This window comes from Fibrella rubiginis (assembly GCF_017353185.1).
In the GTDB taxonomy this organism is placed as follows: domain Bacteria; phylum Bacteroidota; class Bacteroidia; order Cytophagales; family Spirosomataceae; genus Fibrella; species Fibrella rubiginis.
The window spans coordinates 210,808-227,591 of the sequence record NZ_JAFMYV010000005.1; the positions used below are offsets into that span (position 1 = coordinate 210,808).

The window sequence follows — 16,784 nt, forward strand, 5'->3', positions numbered from 1 at the left end:
AAAGTTCAAGGTCTAATGTCTAAAGTCCAAAGGCTCTCCCTGATTTGTGTACCCGACATTGACACTAACTTTGACCCTTATACATTGAACTTTGAACGCGCAAATGACCATCAACAAGCCTATTCTCTGGTTTCTTATTGCCATTACCACCGCATCGGTGGCTCAGACGCCTGCCACCAAAGCCCGTTACGCAAATTTGGCTCAGGCCCTCCGGTCGGGGGGGCAGCTGGCTGGTTCTACGGGGCCACGCTCCGTCAACTGGATTGAGGGCGGGAAACGGTTTTCGTACCTCGACAAAGCGGGTACAATCAAGGCCATGACCCCTGCCGCCGGGCAGGCCACCCCGCCCGAGGCTGTGGTGTTCGACGCCAAAGGACTAACCTTTCCCGGTACCACCAAAGCCTTTGATTACGAGTCGTTTCAGTGGTCGAAAGACGCCAAGAACATTGTATTCAAAACCAACTTCCGGCCCGTTTATCGCCGGTCGGGGGTGTCTGACTATTACCTGTATTCGCTGGCCGACAAGCAACTGAAACTCATTGCCAAAGATGCTCAAACCGCCGAGCTTTCGCCCGATGGCAAGCAGGTGGGTTACGAACGTGGCGGCAACCTGTTTGTCTTCGACGTGGCCGGGTCGGGTGGTGAAAAGCAACTGACCAACACCGCTAAGGCCGCTTTCTACAATGGCCGGTTTGGGTGGGCTTACGAAGAAGAATTCGGACTGGCGCAGGCGTGGGTGTGGTCGCCGGATAGCAAGTTTATTGCCTTCTGGCAAACCGATGAGCGGGCCGTGCCGATCTACCGCCTTACCAACTACCAGGGTTTCCGCGAAACCTACGATTCACTGCCTTACCCCCGCGTGGGCGACCGTAACCCCGGCGTGCGCATTGGGGCCATCGAGGTAGCCAACGGCAAGACCAATTTCATGCAGGTGGAGGGTCAGGAGGGATACATTCCCCGTATTTACTGGACCGCGCAGGAAGGTCAGCTGGCCCTGGTACACCTGAACCGGAAGCAAAACGAGTTGACCCTCTACATGACTAACGCCCGCACCGGTGCCGCTACATCGGTGATGACCGAAACGTCGAAAACGTGGGTCGACATTTTCGATTTCTTCGCCGGGGTTGATCACCTGTTTTACTTCCCCGAAGGCGTAAACGAGTACTACTGGGTGTCGGACCGCGACGGCTGGGCGCATTTGTACCGTTACGATTATACGGGGAAACTGCTCAATCAGGTCACAAAGGGCAATTTTGAGGTGTCGACCATTCAGCACATCGACGTGAAGGCGAAAAAGGTGTATTTCACCTCCACGGAAGCCTCGCCCTTGGAGCGCCAGCTGTATGTAGTGGATGCCGATGGCAAAAACAAACGTCGGTTGACGCCAGAACCGGGTCGGCATTACATCAATTTTTCGCCAAACGGGCAAACGTTCATCGACCGGTATTCAAACGTGAACACGCCCACGCAGGTGCTGGTGCGCAACGTAAGCGGCCAAACGCTGGCTACGCTGGAGGCCAACAACGACGTGAAAACCTACGTGGCGGCCAACACCTATTCGCCCAAAGAGTTAAGCTCGTTTACCACCTCCGACGGGCAGCGGATTGAGATCTCGATCCTGAAACCAGCCGATTTCGATGTGGCTAAAAAATACCCCGTTGTGCTGGACATCTACGGCGGTCCGGGGGCGCAGTCGGTGTATAATGAGTGGCATACGCAGGCGTGGCAGCAATACCTGACTCAGCAGGGCTACGTGATCGTAGGCGTGAATAACCGCGGCAGTGGCGGTTACGGCCAACGGTTTGAAAAGCAGGTTTACGAGAAGCTGGGGCAGTTCGAGAGCCTCGATTTTGCCGAAACGGCTAAATATATGGCGGCCCTGCCCTGGGTAGATGGAGCGCGCATGGCCATTCGCGGGCACAGTTATGGCGGCTACATGAGCAGCTACACCATGCTTACCCACCCCGGCGTGTTCAAAGTGTCGCTTGTGGGCGCACCCGTTACGGACTGGCGCTTGTATGACAGCATCTACACGGAGCGCTACATGGGCCTGGTACCCGAAAATGATGCCGCCTACGCCAAAAGTGCCGTAACGACCTACGCCAAAAACCTGGCCGGCAAGATGTTTATCGCCCACTCAACGATGGACGAAAACGTACACGTGCGCAACACGTTCCAGCTTATGAACGCCCTGGAAGACGCTGGCAAAGACGCCGATCTCCGTATTTATCCCCCCGGTGCCCACGGCGTGGCCTACAACCAGACCACGTATCTGCTGCTATACCAGCAGTACGTCGATTATTTGGCGGAACATTTAAACTAGTGTAAAGTGTAAAGTGTAAGGTCTAAGGTCTAAAGTGTAAGGTCTAAAGTTGGCTGACGCTAGCGTATTGACGCGTCAGCCAACTTTAGACCTTACACTTTAGACCTTAAACTAGTTTATTCTAAATCCTTGTCCCAAACTCTCCCCCCTTAATTGTAACCCCGGCGGCCTATAGGGGGCGCAGGGGAGCGGGGCGGCGTAGCAGTTGCTCCAATAGCCCCGGATGCCGTGGGCCACGTCGGTGCGGTCGGTGGCGAGGTAAAGGGTTTGGCTGCCAAGTGAGACGGTCGTTAGCGGTGGATTGGGGTAGGGTGCGGGAAGCAACCAGGAGATAACTTCACGCTTAAAGGAGGCAGTTAATAAGCTCGTTGTCAGTAAGATACCGAGTAGCGAGAATGTAGATTGGCGTTGGCTACTGGTTAACGTGGCCATGAGCCGTTGCGCTACCGGGCCGTAGACAAGCAGCAATAGCAGCAGCACACTGGCCGCGCCAAAACGCAGATCGGGAGCCAGTAAAAACCAGAAGGTCACACCCACTGTAGCGGTAATTAAGGCCCATAGCTGGCCGTATTTGCCTGTGTGCGCTGTTCTTTTTTGGCCGAAGAAGGCCGCGACGGGTACGCCTGCCAGCAAGACGGCCGTGACTTGTTCCAGAGGTGGGCGGGTGATGAACCAGTGCGGCACCCACGCCCCGACGCGCCACGCCGGGCCAGCATAGCCCGCTTTGGTGCCGTCGGTAAGGTTAAATAGCCCTTGCTCAATCAGGTAACGAGGCACTTTCCAATCAACGGAGAACAGATCGACGAGGGGGCTTAGGGTGGGGTAGACAAGGTAGCCCGTCAGGATCATGTTGCCCGCCCACCAGTAGGCGGTAGCCAACACAATGGTGATGGTAGCGACCGTCAGGAAGGGCCAATTGCGTTGTCGTAACGCCTGTAGCAACGTCAGCGCGGGTAGCAGTAACACCGTCACCGTGCTCAGTTTGGTGGTCATTGCCGCCAGCCCGAACAGCAGACAAAGCCAGGCCTCGATGCCCAGTGGTTTTGCCCGAAAGCCGTTGTTATCGAGCCAGATAAACAGGACCATGCCGGCGTAGAGCTGGGCCGGTAGGTCGGGGGTGGGTGAAGCCAATGTCCAGTGGAACACAAGCAGCAGACCGGCCATGAAACCCGCCCACAACCACGCCAACGGCTTTTTCTGCCATATCGTAACGGCATAGGCCAGGCCCATCAGTAGCAGCCAGCCATTGATGCCGTGCCAGGGCGATACGGTGTTTGCCAGTGCGTTGGTGACGGGTGCGCCTGGCAGTGGCAGGGCGAAAAAGGCATTCAGCAAAAACCATGAGTTGTTGAACCCAAAGCGGTAGTTCAGATTGGCCAGTCCCGGCACAATGGCATAGTGCCTGATCCATTCGATCATGGGTGCGTGGTAGCCGCCCGTATCGTTCAGGCGGGGTAGTTGCGCGCTTCGAATCAGGACAGTCAGGAAAGCTAACCCTAACACGGTAGGCCAGATCCAGCGCGTCAGCGCGTTCTTCGGAGCCTTCCTGGCTGTATCGGAAGTCGGCCTCCATGCCGAAAATGGCTTTTTCCAGATAGCATAACCCACCAAAATCGCCGCAACAAGTACATGCACAACGGCGTTGATGGGCAGCCAGAGATACAAATACCCCAACGCGTTGGTGAGTATAGCGGCCCCCAACAGGCAAAACAATGGCCAGGGAAGCGGATAAACGTCTACTGAAATAAAACGACGAACCAGGGCTATTAAGGCATGGCCCGCCAGGTAACAGATCAGGGTGATATAAAGCCAAACAGCGGAAGTAAGCAGCATAACATGCCCCGGTCAGGGAGGGGGGCCATCCGCGAAGTTACGGTCTGTGACGGGGTTGTGACCGTAGTGCAGGCTTTTGAGGTGTATCCATAAAAAAAGCGGAGAGGGCGACCCATCCGCTTCATGAAAAATAATAAGGTGATTGAATGCTATAGAAAAGGGCTTAGGTAATAGTCGGTCAATAGAAAAGAAAGGGTTAGGAATAGGAAACTGTACGTTGACAAAGATAAAGTTTAGGATAATAATAAGAAATAATTGCTCGTAAGGATTTCTGTCGAAATAGTGGGGAAAGCAAAATAAGTTGAGTAAATGTGCTCATGAAACGGCCATTATGTTAGCCAACGGTCAGTTAGCGAAACCGGGGCATAAGCTGGTCTACAGCCAATGTGGGCAACAGGGTACCGTCAACTACCTGTTTTTCAACATGTGCCAGGCTGTTTGCTATGTCTGGCCGCGCGAAAAACTGCTGCTCAATGCGCTGGCGAAGCAGCGATCTGAACCAGTCGAGCGCCTGTTGTTGCCTATGCCGAAGCCATGCCGATGAGCCATCGGGGGCCGGCTCATTCATCAGGGTCTGATGGGTTTCAATCATAGTCCACAGTTCGGCAATACCCGTATTATTTAGGGCAGAACAACTGACCACGGGTGGTTGCCAGCCGGTGTCGGTAGGCGGAAAAAGGTGGAGTGCGTTCTGGTATTCCAGCCGGGCACGGTTGGCGGCAGGTATATTGTCGCCGTCGGCTTTAGTGATCGCGAGGGCGTCGGCCAGTTCCATAATGCCGCGTTTCATGCCCTGAAGCTCGTCGCCCGCCCCGGCAAGCATAAGCAGTAAAAAGAAGTCGACCATACCGTGCACCAGTGTTTCTGACTGCCCCACGCCCACGGTTTCGATTAAAATAAGGTCGAAACCGGCAGCTTCGCAGAGGAGCATGGTCTCACGGGTGCGGTAGGCCACGCCCCCCAGCGAATCACCCGCCGGCGAGGGCCGGATGTAGGCCAGCGGGTCCATGGATAAGGTTTCCATGCGCGTCTTGTCGCCCAGAATGCTTCCCCCCGACCGTTGACTGGTTGGGTCGATGGTGAGCACGGCCAGTTGTTTACCCAATCCGGTAAGGTGTTTCCCGAAAGCTTCGATAAAGGTGCTTTTGCCCACCCCCGGCACGCCCGTGATGCCCACCCGCACCGACGTTTGCGGCAGGTGGGGTAGTACGCCCTCCAGCACCGCCTGCGCCAGTGTCTGATCGGCAGGTAACTGGCTCTCCACCAACGTAATGGCCCGGCTCAGCACCAGCCGATCACCCGCCCGCAGGCCGTCGATGTAGTAGGAAGGATGTTGGCGGGGGCGCATGGGAGACTTAATGAATAATGTACAATGTATAATGAACAATGGGCTGACGCACAAGCAAACCCGCTGACAAGGAGGCGTGAGCATCATTGTTCATTATACAGTGTACATTATTCATTTCAAATCGTCCGGCGTGGTGATCTTGATGTTTTCGTAGTCGCCTTCGATGAGGGTGATCGGGTAACCCGCAAATTCGAGGACGCTGGCGCAGTCGGTGAAGTGGGGTTGTTCGGGGCCGGAGAAAGCCTGCCGGAACCAGTCGAGGCGGAACGTTTGGGGGGTTTGTACCAGCCGAACCCGCGCCCGGTCGATGGCTTCTGAATAGCCGTTTTCGCCTAATAACCGGACCGAATCCTTTGCCGCCACGCAGGTAACGGCACTGCCCTTATGTGAAGCTGTAGCAAAACTTACGGCAATGACACCCGCTGATACATAAGGTCTTACGCCGTCATGTACCGCCACCAGCCCCGTAGCGTCGGCCTCAGTCGGGATGCTGGCGAGGCCGTTGCGTACCGACTGAAAACGGGTGGCTCCTCCAAGGATGGTGGTGACGTTGGGGGGGTAAAAATTATGGTCAACGCAAAGGCTTTCCCACACGGCTACATCGCGTTCGGGCAGGACAAGGCGGATGGGTAGTTCGGGCGAATAGGCCAGAAACTGCTCGATGGTGCGTTGGAGGATGGGCTTGCCGTTGAGCAGCAAAAACTGCTTGGCCACCTCGGTTTTCATGCGGCTCCCGCTGCCGCCCGCCACAATGATGGCAAAGAAATTGGTCGTGCGTGTCAAAGCGAAGGTGAGTTTAACGTCTAATGTCTAACGTTTAAAGTTGCTTCGCGAGGGTTGTATTTCGCGAAGCAACTTTAAACGTTAGACATTAGACGTTAAACCATCTAAATAATCAACATCGCGTCGCCGTAGGTGAAGAAGCGGTACTTCTCCTGAATGGCCACTTTGTAGGCTTCCTTAATGAGCTCATGTCCACCAAAGGCCGACGTCATCATCAACAGCACCGATTCAGGCAGGTGGAAGTTGGTCAATAGCGCGTTGGCGATTTTGAAGTCGTAGGGTGGGAAGATAAACCGGTCTGTCCAGCCTTCCACCGGCTTCAGCCGTGCGTTGGCCGACACCGACGATTCGAGGGCTTTGAGGGCGGTGGTACCAATGGCGCACACACGCTTACCCTCGTCCAGGCCTTTGTTCACGATCTGCACCGCTTCGGGTTCGATCCGGAAATTCTCGGAATCGGTTTTGTGCTTGGTCAGGTCTTCTACGTCAACCTGCCGGAACGTGCCGAGACCAATGTGCAGGGTAACGGGGGCAAAATGAATGCCTTTGATTTCCATCCGCTTCATCATGGCGCGGGTGAAATGCAACCCCGCCGTGGGGGCCGCCACCGCACCGACGTGCTTGGCAAAAACGGTCTGGAAATGCTCCCGATCTGCCTCCACCGACTCGCGCATGATTTCGCGGGGGATGGGCATTTCGCCGAGCTGATCCACAGCTTTCATGAACTCGTCGTGGTTGCCATCAAACAAAAACCGGATGGTACGGCCGCGCGACGTGGTGTTATCAATGACTTCGGCCACCAGATCACTATCGCCAAAGTAGAGTTTGTTACCCACCCGAATTTTGCGGGCTGGATCTACCAGTACATCCCACAATTTCATTTCGCGGTTAAGCTCGCGGAGCAGGAATACTTCGATCTTCGCACCCGTTTTTTCCTTATTGCCGTATAGCCGTGCGGGAAACACCTTGGTATTGTTGATCACCATCACATCGCCATCCGTAAAGTAGCTCAGGATGTCGGGAAATTTCTTGTGTTCAATTGTCTTTGCCTTGCGGTCGATGACCATTAGCCGCGCTTCGCCCCGTTCAACGGGATATTTGGCAATCAGACTTTCGGGGAGGTCAAATCTAAATTCAGATAGCTTCATATATACACTCCCCTGAAAACCAACTAATAGAATACGGGGAATTTTGCAAAGATACAAATTTAAAGTCTGGAAAGTCGTAGGCGTGGGTACGGTTAGTCTGGAAAGTCAACAAGCAGAATGACTTTCCAGACTAACCGTACCCACGCCTACGACTAGCGACTCACAACCCCGTTGTTGGCGTAATGGGCTGTACAGCCCCTTCCGTGTTGACATGAGCCCGGTCAGAGACATTGAATTTAGCCATCAGTTCAGGCGAAGCTTCGTTGGAGTAGGTACCCTGAGCGGCTACGAACAGGCCTTTCATGCCGTTTTTGCAGGAAATTGCGTAAAGTGTCATCTCGTCGCCGGGGTCAGATGTACCCTCGAACCGGTGGAACTCGTCGACCGTAAATTCGTCGTTGCGCAGTTTGATATCGTCGTGGCTGGTCACTTTCAGATAATCACCGGCGGGGGCTAGTTCTTCGGTATAACCGCGCTTTTGCAGGTCCTGCATCGCCTCGGTGAGGGTGGTGAAGTGGTTCATAACAGTGTGTTTTTTTAACTACTAAACCGCCCACGCGGGTAGTTGTTCGCCAGGGTGCTGCCGACCGACTGTCTGGTACACTACGAATAAGTATTTGTTCGATAGAAATACCAGAACAATCAGTTACCAACCCTACTTATCGGTTGGTACATGTAAAACTCGACCATGAAAAAATTACGACTGAACGTTAGCCACGCGGCCCTTTTGGGGCTGCTGGCCCTGAGCGCCTGTGATCACCGGAACCTTGATCCTACAGCGCCGGCTTTTGGCCAAACTATCCCCTTCATTGCTGCCCGCCAGTATCCGGAGGGCATTGCCTACGCACCTTCACTCAGCAAATTCCTGGTTACTTCGCTCACCTTGGGCAAGGTGGGCACGGTGGATATGAACGGTCAGTACGCCGATCTTTTCACCGACCCGCAACTAATTTCAACGCTGGGTGTGAAAGTGTTCAACGGGAAAGTGTACGTCTGTAATGGGGCTCAACCCATCGCCGATAAGACCACGCCGCAAGCCACCGGCAAAACAGCTGGGCTTTTCGTCTATGATCTAACTACCAGGCAGATAACGCGTAGAACGGACCTGGCCGCGCTGCTACCGGGAGCCCCGCACATAGCCAACGACGTGGCCCTCGACGCGCAGGGCGTGGCCTATGTAACGGACTCGTTTTCGCCGGTAGTTTACCGGGTAGGGGCCGACGGTGCAGCTTCAGTATTAGCCAACGATTCCCGTTTTGCCGTACCGACGGGGCAGTTTGGCCTGAACGGTATTGTGTATCACCCCGGTAATTACCTGATCGTGGTAAAATCATCGACAGGCCAGTTATACAAGATTGACCTGGGTAATGGTAACGCCATTACGGAGGTTACTGGGTTTGCACCAGTTACGGGTGGCGACGGTATGGTACTGATCGACAATGATTTATACGTTGTTAACAATCGCAGTCAGGTAACGCAACTGCGCGGGGCCAACAACTGGGCAACGGCGTCGGTGGTTAAAACAGATGCAGCAGGGTATGTGCAGGCTACGACCAACACCATCGTGAACGGGCAGGTTTACACGCTCAACGCCCGCATTGGTGAAGTCGGCGCTGCCGCGGCCAGCGGTAGTCCCGCCAGCCTGACCAATTCGGGCTATAGTATTGAGCGGTTTAAATAGGAGAGTTTAAGTCTAATGTTCAAGGTCCAACGTTGCTTCGCGCTCAGACACTAAGAGCACGAAGCAGCGTTGGACCTTGAACATTAGACTTAAACTCTCCTATCTCCCGCATATCACCTATTGCAACCGGTGAGGTAGAAAAAGTATCAGGGTTGGTAACGGATGCGTAGCATTAAGCTGCGATCATTCCTTACCAACCCTTTTTTATGCAACTCACCATTCAGAATCTGTCGAAAACGTACTCAAACGGGGTTCGTGCGCTCGACAACGTATCACTGACGATTCCCACGGGTATGTATGGCCTGCTGGGTCAAAATGGCGCGGGCAAGTCGACGCTGATGCGCACGCTGGCTACCCTGCAGGACGCCGATAGCGGCACGGCTATGCTCGGTGACGCCCTGGGTTCAGGGCAGGTCCTCGATGTGCTGAACCAAAAAGAAGCGGTGCGGCGCACCCTGGGCTATTTGCCGCAGGAATTTGGCGTCTACCCCCGCGTGTCGGCGAGCGAGTTACTCGACCATTTCGCCATGCTGAAGGGGGTAGTCAATGGTAAAGAGCGCGGCCAACTGGTTGAGGCGTTATTACACCGGGTGAACCTCTGGGATATGCGTAAAAAGGCCGTCAGCAGCTATTCGGGCGGTATGAAACAGCGGTTTGGCATTGCCCAGGCCCTCATTGGCGAACCCCAGCTGATTATCGTCGACGAACCCACGGCGGGCCTCGACCCCGGCGAGCGCAACCGGTTCTACAACCTGCTGTCTGAAATCGGCGAGAACGTCATCGTGATCCTCTCCACCCATATTGTGCAGGACGTGATGGAGCTATGCAACAACATGGCGATCATCCATCAGGGGCGGGTGCTTTTCAGCGGCACACCGCAGCAAGCGGTAAACGGCCTTTCGGGGAAAGTATGGGCCAAATCGATCCCCAAAGCCGACCTGCCCACCTATCAGCAAACGCACACGGTTATTTCCAGCAAGCTTGTTGGTGGCAAACCCCAAATCCACGTCCTGAGCGATGTTGCCCCTGAAGGCTTCAAGGCCGTGCAGCCCGATTTGGAGGACGTGTTCTTCTCGGAGATACAGGCAGGAATAGAACGCTGATTTTGTCATCCCTAAACATCCGCGTTCCCCTTACCTCACTATGCTCCTCTCCATTTTTACCTTCGAAATCCGGTATTGGCTGCGGCAGCCGATGGTCTGGATATTTATGCTCGTCAACATTGTCATGTTCACCTGGGCGGCCGCGTCTGATGACCTTACCATTGGAGGGTCGTTTGGCAACGTGTACAAGAATGCGCCATTTATCATACAGAGTCAGTACGGTATCTGGACCATTTTTGCCCTGCTGATGACCACTGCTTTTGTGCAGAACGCCGCCCTCCGCGACTTCACGTACAACAGCCACCAGCTCGTGTTCTCGTCGCCAATCCGGAAGTTCGATTACCTCGCAGGGCGGTTTCTGGGGTCCGTTTGCGTGGCCCTGATTCCGTTTTTGGGCATCTCCATTGGGGTGTTGCTGGGTACGTTGATTGGGCAACTGACTGGGTCTGTTGAAGCAAATCGCTATGGGCCGGTCGTGTGGTCGGCGCACCTGAACAGCTTCCTGACGTTTGCGGTGGGCAACACCTTCATTTCGGGCGCATTTATCTTTATGCTCGCCGCCCTGAGCCGGTCAACGGTGGTGGCGTTTGTGGGGGCGGTGGTGCTGCTGGTGGCGCAGATTACGGCGACCAATCTCACCGGCGACCTCGATAATGAGCAATTGGTGGCTTATTTCGACGTGCTGGGTTTTGGTCCGTTTGAGCTGGTGACGAAATATTGGACCGTGGCCGACAAGAATACGCGCTCGGTGGGGCTGCTGGATGGCTACATGGGCATCAACCGGCTTATCTGGATTGGCGTAGCACTGCTGTTGCTGGGCATCACCTACATCCGGTTCTCGTTCAGCGAGCGGGTGAGCCGTGGAGCCTGGTTTAAACGCCGCAAAAAAGCCGACGTCATGCCCACCGACGCAGCGGGCATAGCCGTTTTTGGCGCGGCACAACCCCTGCCGCACGTCACGATGGAGAGCGGAGCAACGGCGCAGTTGGCGCAGCTTTGGCGCGTGGCCAGAACCGATTTCAACGGCACCATTCGGGGTACGGCTTTCCTGGTGATTTTGCTACTGGGCCTGCTGAATATGGGTTTTTCGCTCAAATTCGCCGATAATTTCTATGGCCTGTATTCGTTTCCCGTCACCTACAACGTAATCCAGACCATTCAGGGTACGATGGGCATTTTCCTTTTTGCCATCATCATTTTCTATTCCGGTGACCTGATCTGGAAGGAACGCGATGCCGACCTCGACCAGATTTATGATGCTACGCCCCACCGCAACTGGAGCGTGTTTCTGGGGAAACTCCTGGCTATGATCGGCGTGGTGGTTGTGATTCAGGCACTTTGCGTTGGAGCAGGCATGGTGGCGCAAACGCTGATGGGCTATACCGTCTACGACCTGAAACAGTACCTGGTTTCGTTTTTCGTGATTGGCCTGCTGCGGCTCATCCCCATCATTGTGCTGTCGATGCTGGTGCATACGCTGGTGAACCAGAAGTACGTGGCGTTTTTTGTGGTGGTCGTGATCCTCATTGCCAACGGCTTTATCTGGACACCCCTCGACGTACAAAGCAACCTGGTGCAGTTCAACGCTTCGCCCGATTCTACCTATTCCGACATGAACGGCTGGGGGCCATATGTGGCCGCGCTGGCGTGGTTTCGGGCTTATTGGCTGCTGTTTACGGCGCTGCTGTGCGTGGTGGCCGTGCTGTTTTGGGTACGGGGAAAAGACAATTCGTGGCCGGCGCGCTGGCAGGAAGCGAAGCAACGCTTTAGGGGGCTGAACAACCGGGGCCTGCGCCGCATGGCGTTCGGCCTGTTGGCCGTTTGGGGCCTGCTGGGGGCCTTTTTGTTCTACAATACTCAGATTCTTAATCCTTACGTAACGACCAAAGTGCAGGAAAAACGGGAGGTGGCGTATGAGAAAACGTACAAGAAATACGAACACCGCCCGCAGCCACGTATCATCGACGTCAGCTACGACATTGACCTGTATCCCGACGAGCGCGAATTGCTTGTGCGGGGTACGTATCAGCTTAAAAACCGGACCAGCGTAGCCATCGATTCGCTGCACATTGGCGTGCCCAACCGGCTGGATTACCGGATCACCATTGCCGGGGCGAAACGCGTACTGACTGATTCGCTTTTGCAATACGGCATCTACAAACTGGCTCGCCCCATGGCCCCCGGCGACTCGATTACGCTGACCTGGACGGCGCACCACAAAACGCAAGGCATTGAAAACGAGGTGTCGATGGTGCAGCAAATCAACCAGAATGGCTCGTTTTTCAACAACGTCGACATTTCGCCGCTTATTGGCTACCAGAAAAATGGGGAGATGACCGACAAGAATAACCGCAAAAAACATGATCTGCCCGAGCGTGCCCGGATGCCTAAGCTAGTCCGAAACTGCACCCGCAACTGCATGGATAGCTACCTCAGCAACAGTTCGGATTGGGTGAATGTGCGCACCACCATTAGCACCGCGCCCGACCAGATTGCCGTGGCCCCCGGTTCGCTACGCAAAGAGTGGATGGGAAAGGATGCGCAGGGGCGCCCCCGGAAATACTTCAGCTATGCGCTGGATCATGAATCGGTGAATTTCTATTCGTTCATTTCGGCCCGGTTCCAGGTAGACCGCAGTCGGTGGAACGGCATCGACGTGGAGGTGTATTACGACAAACAGCACCCCTACAACGTGCGCAACATGAGCGAGTCGATCAGGCAATCGCTGGCCTATTACACCAAAAACTACGGCCCGTACCGCCACAAACAGGCCCGTATCATCGAGTTTCCGCGGTACGCCAGCTTCGCGCAGGCGTTTCCGGGTACCATGCCGTACTCAGAAAGCATCGGGTTCATTTCTAAAATTGACCCCGAAACAGATGTCGACATGGTGAAATATGTAGTGTCGCACGAGATGGGGCACCAATGGTGGGCGCATCAGGTGGTGGGGGCCGACATGCAGGGAGCCACGCTGCTGTCAGAAACGATGGCGCAATATTCGGCCCTCATGGTGATGCAACAGGCCTATGGGCGCGACCGCATGAAGCGTTTTCTGAGCTATGAGTCGGACCGGTACCTGGGGGCGCGGGGCAGCGAGGCGGAGAAGGAAGTGCCGCTGGAGAAGGTCGAAAACCAGGGCTACGTGCATTACAATAAGGGTAGCCTGGTCATGTTTAATATGAAAGAGTTCATTGGCGAAAAAGCCGTGAACAATGCCCTCCACGACCTCACAGGAGCGTTTGCTTACCGCCAGCCACCCTACCCAACGGCCTACGAACTGGTCGACCGCCTCCGCAAAAATACCCCCGACACGCTGCAATCGACCATCACAGACCTGTTCGAGCAGATCACGATCTACGACAACCGCGCCACGGCGGTGTCGGCCAAGAAGCGCAGTGACGGGCAGTATGACGTGACCGTAACCGTGCAGACCGAGAAGCTCCGCGCCGACTCGCTGGGCCACGAAACACCCCTGCCGCTCAACGACCTCATCGACGTGGGCGTGTATGGAAAACCCGCGCCGGGCAAGAAAATTGGGAAGCTCCTGGCTATCCGTCGCCTGCGGATGAAGGCAAAAACGGGTACCTACGCCTTCGTGGTAAACCAGCAACCCTACGAAGCCGGCGTGGACCCCCTCAGCTTCCTCGCCGACCGCATCCCGGCTGACAATTTGAAAAAGGTGACGGGGTTGTAAACGTGTTTACCAGCTGCCTATTGAGAGGTTGATACTTAAAGCAGTTGTTAGTCCCTTGGTAAACGTTTGCTATGCAAATAATAAACGTTTAGCATGCAAATGATAAACGTTTACTAGGCTGCTAGTGGAAAGATGGAGAATAGAGCAAACGCCTGATAGTGATTGTGTTGTAGTGCATTGTTATTATTGTGAAACTACATTTCTGCAAATAATACATATCCCGTGTACAAATGTATACGGGAGGCAGCGAGTGTAAGTCAGATATAACAATGACTACTCCAACCTTTACCCACTACCCATTAACGCTTGTTAGCCCTTCATTTGACGACCCATTGACGGACCTCATCATTGAACTGGACTACCTGCGGAAAAAACCACTTAGTGGTACGACGCATCCATTACTATTCTTCCAGCTTAAGCATCTCTTCCACATTCTCGAAAGCATTGGGTCGGCTCGGATCGAGGGCAACAACACGACCGTAGCTGAATATATTGAAGCTATGTTAGGCGATCAGCAGGCCGGTCATATGCCCAGCGTTGTGGAGATACGGAATATGGAAGAGGCTATGACGTTTATTGATGACTATGTCAGAGACAGACCATTAGACCGTCAGTTCGTTCGTGAGCTGCACCAGATGGTCGTGAAAGGATTAGCTGCGCCCCCCGTGGCGAAGGTGACAGCACACCGGGGCAGTTTCGGTCTCATGCTGTTCGTATTAACAAAGCCAGCCATGTACCGCCGGATCCACTACTGATTACTGACTATATAGATGAACTCACGGCGTTTATCAATAAAGAGGATTCGCCTAAGTACGACTTGTTAAAGGTTGCGCTGGCGCATCATCGGTTTATGTGGATTCACCCCTTTGGCAACGGGAATGGTCGTACCGGAAGGCTGTTTACCTACGCGATGTTAGTACGGGGTGGATTCAACGTAGAGAAAGGACGTATTCTGAATCCGACAGCCGTTTTCTGCAATGATCGTAACGCTTACTATCACTATTTGTCAGGCGCTGACGAGGGCGATAATGCCGGGTTGATTCAATGGTGTGATTATGTGTTGCGCGGTTTGCGTGATGAGATTGAAAAGATAGATAGGTTATTAGATTACGATTATCTCAAAACAGAGATATTAACGCCAGCCTTAAAAGATGCATTAGACCGGCAGTATGTTTCGGAAGCTGAGTACAGGATATTGGTAACGGTGATTAATGCACCCTCACAACTTATCCAAGCTGGTGATATAGCTGATCTTTTTCCTGGAAAAGTTTCGTACGATTTGTCCCGACAACTTCGAGTGTTGCGGGATCGGCAGATGCTACAGCCCGAAAAAGAGAATGGACGAAAGTATACCATTCGGTTCGACAACAGCTACCTGCTTCGGAGCGTGATGCGCATGCTGGATAAGAAAGGCTTTCTGCCAGTCCGTGATTAGTCTCTGGATGCTCCGGTTCGGGAGGCCATTATGTTTCGGCTTTGCCAAAAGACCGTTCAGGGGAGTGGGTGTCCTGTTGTAGGAACGCATTGGGCGTCAGGTGGGTAAACTCGTTGAAGTCGCGGGCAAGGTGCTGGTAGTCGTAGTAGCCAAGGTCGAGTGCTACGCTTAGCCAGTCTTTGTTGGGTTGCGCATTTTTGAGTTTCATTGCGTTTTCGAACCGGGCAATACGGGCGTAGAGTTTGGGACTAATGCCGCTGCGCTCCACAAACTGCCGGTAAAATTGCCGCTGACTCAAACACGCCTGATCAGCCAGCCAGTCTAGCCGGGCCGTGTCGGGGTTGTTCAATAAAAACAGGCTTGCCCGGTCAATAGCACGAGCCTGTTTCTTCGCCCGGCCAATGAGGTAAAGCAGAAATTCCTCAACGATGGTGATCATCTCGGTGTAGTGCCGGGTGTAGCTCAGCCGTTCGTTTACCAGTCGGATTTCTGCCGAAAAAATGGCCTCCGCATCTACGAAGGTGTTGGTCAACTCAGTGGCAGGGATCCCGGTGAGCCGAAACAACGCCCCCGGTTGAAACTGCACCTGAAACACCATAAAATCGCGCCCTACGTGCCGGTTGGTGGCTATACAGTGCTGCCCATATAGCCTCGACCGGGCACTTTCAATGGGCTTCCCGTCGAAACCATACGCCACTTTTTCGGGGTCTTTCGGGAAAAACGACAGGCAGTTTTCGGCACGCGGCCAGTAAGCTTTGACGGGCAACACGGTCATTGACGCCGGAAATTCGCAGCCCACGATCTGAAACAGCCGCACATACTCGCGCAGGGCGGGACTGGGGAGCCGATAATCGAAGATGGCTATCATGCTGGAATTTGCTGCTTAGTGGAGGGGCGGCCCAAGCACCGTCATGCCGTGTTCTGTGTGTAGTTGTTGAACCAGTGCCTCACTGGGTGGCCCTTTTAACGCGTTCATCTTCAGGAAGAAATCTTCCAGCTTGCCCGATGGCTGCACCAAATAAGTCATTTTCCCCGAGTCAGAAAGCTGTATCCATGTATGCGGCACATTGCGCGGACCAAAGACGGTATCGCCAGCGGTTGCGGTAAACGTTTCGTTGCCAACCTGAAATCGGTACTCCCCTTCAACGATGTAGAAAATCTCGTCCTGATCGCGGTGCAGGTGCAGGGGCGGCCCTACTTTCTCTCGACCCACGTATTCAAAAACAGACACTGCCCCACCCGTGTCTCTGGCCGAAATTTTCAGGTCGTTGGTATTCACGCCGCGGTAGGGGGTATGTACACCAAAACGGGCATCGCCCGCTTTCACAGTAAACGCTCCGGGAGCAGGAGTGGGGCTACCGGGATTGGCCCTGGCCAGCAGTGAGGTGGCTGCCAGTGATGAGGTGAGGAATGTTCTGCGTTGCATAATCACTTTG

The 16,784-nt window shown here is 54.3% G+C and carries 13 protein-coding genes; 6 read left to right on the top strand and 7 right to left on the bottom strand.

Going from position 1 to position 16,784, the window contains the following annotated elements; translation table 11 throughout:
- The first annotated feature begins 103 nt into the window (after positions 1-103).
- Positions 104-2,323 carry a S9 family peptidase gene (locus J2I47_RS11980; RefSeq protein WP_207364950.1) on the top strand — a complete coding sequence of 740 codons (2,220 nt, stop codon included), beginning with the start codon at positions 104-106 and terminating at the stop codon, positions 2,321-2,323.
- A gap of 111 nt (positions 2,324-2,434) precedes the next feature.
- On the opposite strand, the gene J2I47_RS11985 is transcribed toward J2I47_RS11980, so the two are convergent.
- The 5 genes from J2I47_RS11985 to J2I47_RS12005 form a co-directional block, all read right to left on the bottom strand.
- Complete coding sequence (locus tag J2I47_RS11985) at positions 2,435-4,156, bottom strand: DUF8201 family protein (protein WP_207364814.1); 1,722 nt, start codon at positions 4,154-4,156, stop codon at positions 2,435-2,437.
- A 349-nt stretch (positions 4,157-4,505) separates the two neighbouring features.
- Positions 4,506-5,504 carry a methylmalonyl Co-A mutase-associated GTPase MeaB gene (meaB, locus tag J2I47_RS11990; protein ID WP_207364815.1) on the bottom strand — a complete coding sequence of 333 codons (999 nt, stop codon included), beginning with the start codon at positions 5,502-5,504 and terminating at the stop codon, positions 4,506-4,508.
- A 111-nt stretch (positions 5,505-5,615) separates the two neighbouring features.
- Positions 5,616-6,287 carry a 2-C-methyl-D-erythritol 4-phosphate cytidylyltransferase gene (locus tag J2I47_RS11995; protein ID WP_207364816.1) on the bottom strand — a complete coding sequence of 224 codons (672 nt, stop codon included), beginning with the start codon at positions 6,285-6,287 and terminating at the stop codon, positions 5,616-5,618.
- A gap of 104 nt (positions 6,288-6,391) precedes the next feature.
- Positions 6,392-7,435 (bottom strand): tRNA preQ1(34) S-adenosylmethionine ribosyltransferase-isomerase QueA, encoded by a 1,044-nt coding sequence (gene queA / locus J2I47_RS12000; protein WP_207364817.1) that lies wholly within the window; start codon positions 7,433-7,435, stop codon positions 6,392-6,394.
- A gap of 160 nt (positions 7,436-7,595) precedes the next feature.
- Positions 7,596-7,958 (bottom strand): hypothetical protein, encoded by a 363-nt coding sequence (locus J2I47_RS12005; protein ID WP_207364818.1) that lies wholly within the window; start codon positions 7,956-7,958, stop codon positions 7,596-7,598.
- A gap of 165 nt (positions 7,959-8,123) precedes the next feature.
- On the opposite strand from J2I47_RS12005, the gene J2I47_RS12010 reads away from it, so the two are divergent.
- The 5 genes from J2I47_RS12010 (at position 8,124) to J2I47_RS12030 (ending at position 15,348) form a co-directional block, all read left to right on the top strand.
- Positions 8,124-9,116, top strand: coding sequence for a gluconolaconase (locus J2I47_RS12010; RefSeq protein ID WP_207364819.1), 993 nt, complete (start codon positions 8,124-8,126; stop codon positions 9,114-9,116).
- Between the two features lie 206 nt (positions 9,117-9,322).
- Positions 9,323-10,219: an ABC transporter ATP-binding protein gene (locus J2I47_RS12015; protein WP_207364820.1), complete on the top strand. Its 897-nt coding sequence runs from the start codon at positions 9,323-9,325 to the stop codon at positions 10,217-10,219.
- Between the two features lie 40 nt (positions 10,220-10,259).
- On the top strand, positions 10,260-13,913 hold the full coding sequence (locus J2I47_RS12020; RefSeq protein ID WP_207364821.1) for a M1 family aminopeptidase: 3,654 nt from the start codon (positions 10,260-10,262) through the stop codon (positions 13,911-13,913).
- A 269-nt stretch (positions 13,914-14,182) separates the two neighbouring features.
- Positions 14,183-14,668, top strand: coding sequence for a Fic family protein (locus tag J2I47_RS12025; protein ID WP_207364822.1), 486 nt, complete (start codon positions 14,183-14,185; stop codon positions 14,666-14,668).
- Positions 14,629-15,348, top strand: coding sequence for a Fic family protein (locus J2I47_RS12030; protein WP_310587665.1), 720 nt, complete (start codon positions 14,629-14,631; stop codon positions 15,346-15,348). The genes J2I47_RS12025 and J2I47_RS12030 overlap by 40 nt, the downstream gene beginning before the upstream one ends.
- A 28-nt stretch (positions 15,349-15,376) precedes the next feature.
- Here the strand turns inward: J2I47_RS12030 and J2I47_RS12035 are convergent, their stop codons facing one another.
- Together J2I47_RS12035 and J2I47_RS12040 are read right to left on the bottom strand one after the other, a co-directional pair.
- Entirely contained in the window at positions 15,377-16,216 is an 840-nt protein-coding gene (locus tag J2I47_RS12035) for a helix-turn-helix domain-containing protein (RefSeq protein ID WP_207364823.1), read from the bottom strand.
- Positions 16,217-16,231: 15 nt separating this feature from the next.
- Positions 16,232-16,774 carry a cupin domain-containing protein gene (locus tag J2I47_RS12040; protein ID WP_207364824.1) on the bottom strand — a complete coding sequence of 181 codons (543 nt, stop codon included), beginning with the start codon at positions 16,772-16,774 and terminating at the stop codon, positions 16,232-16,234.
- Between the last annotated feature and the right edge of the window lie 10 nt (positions 16,775-16,784).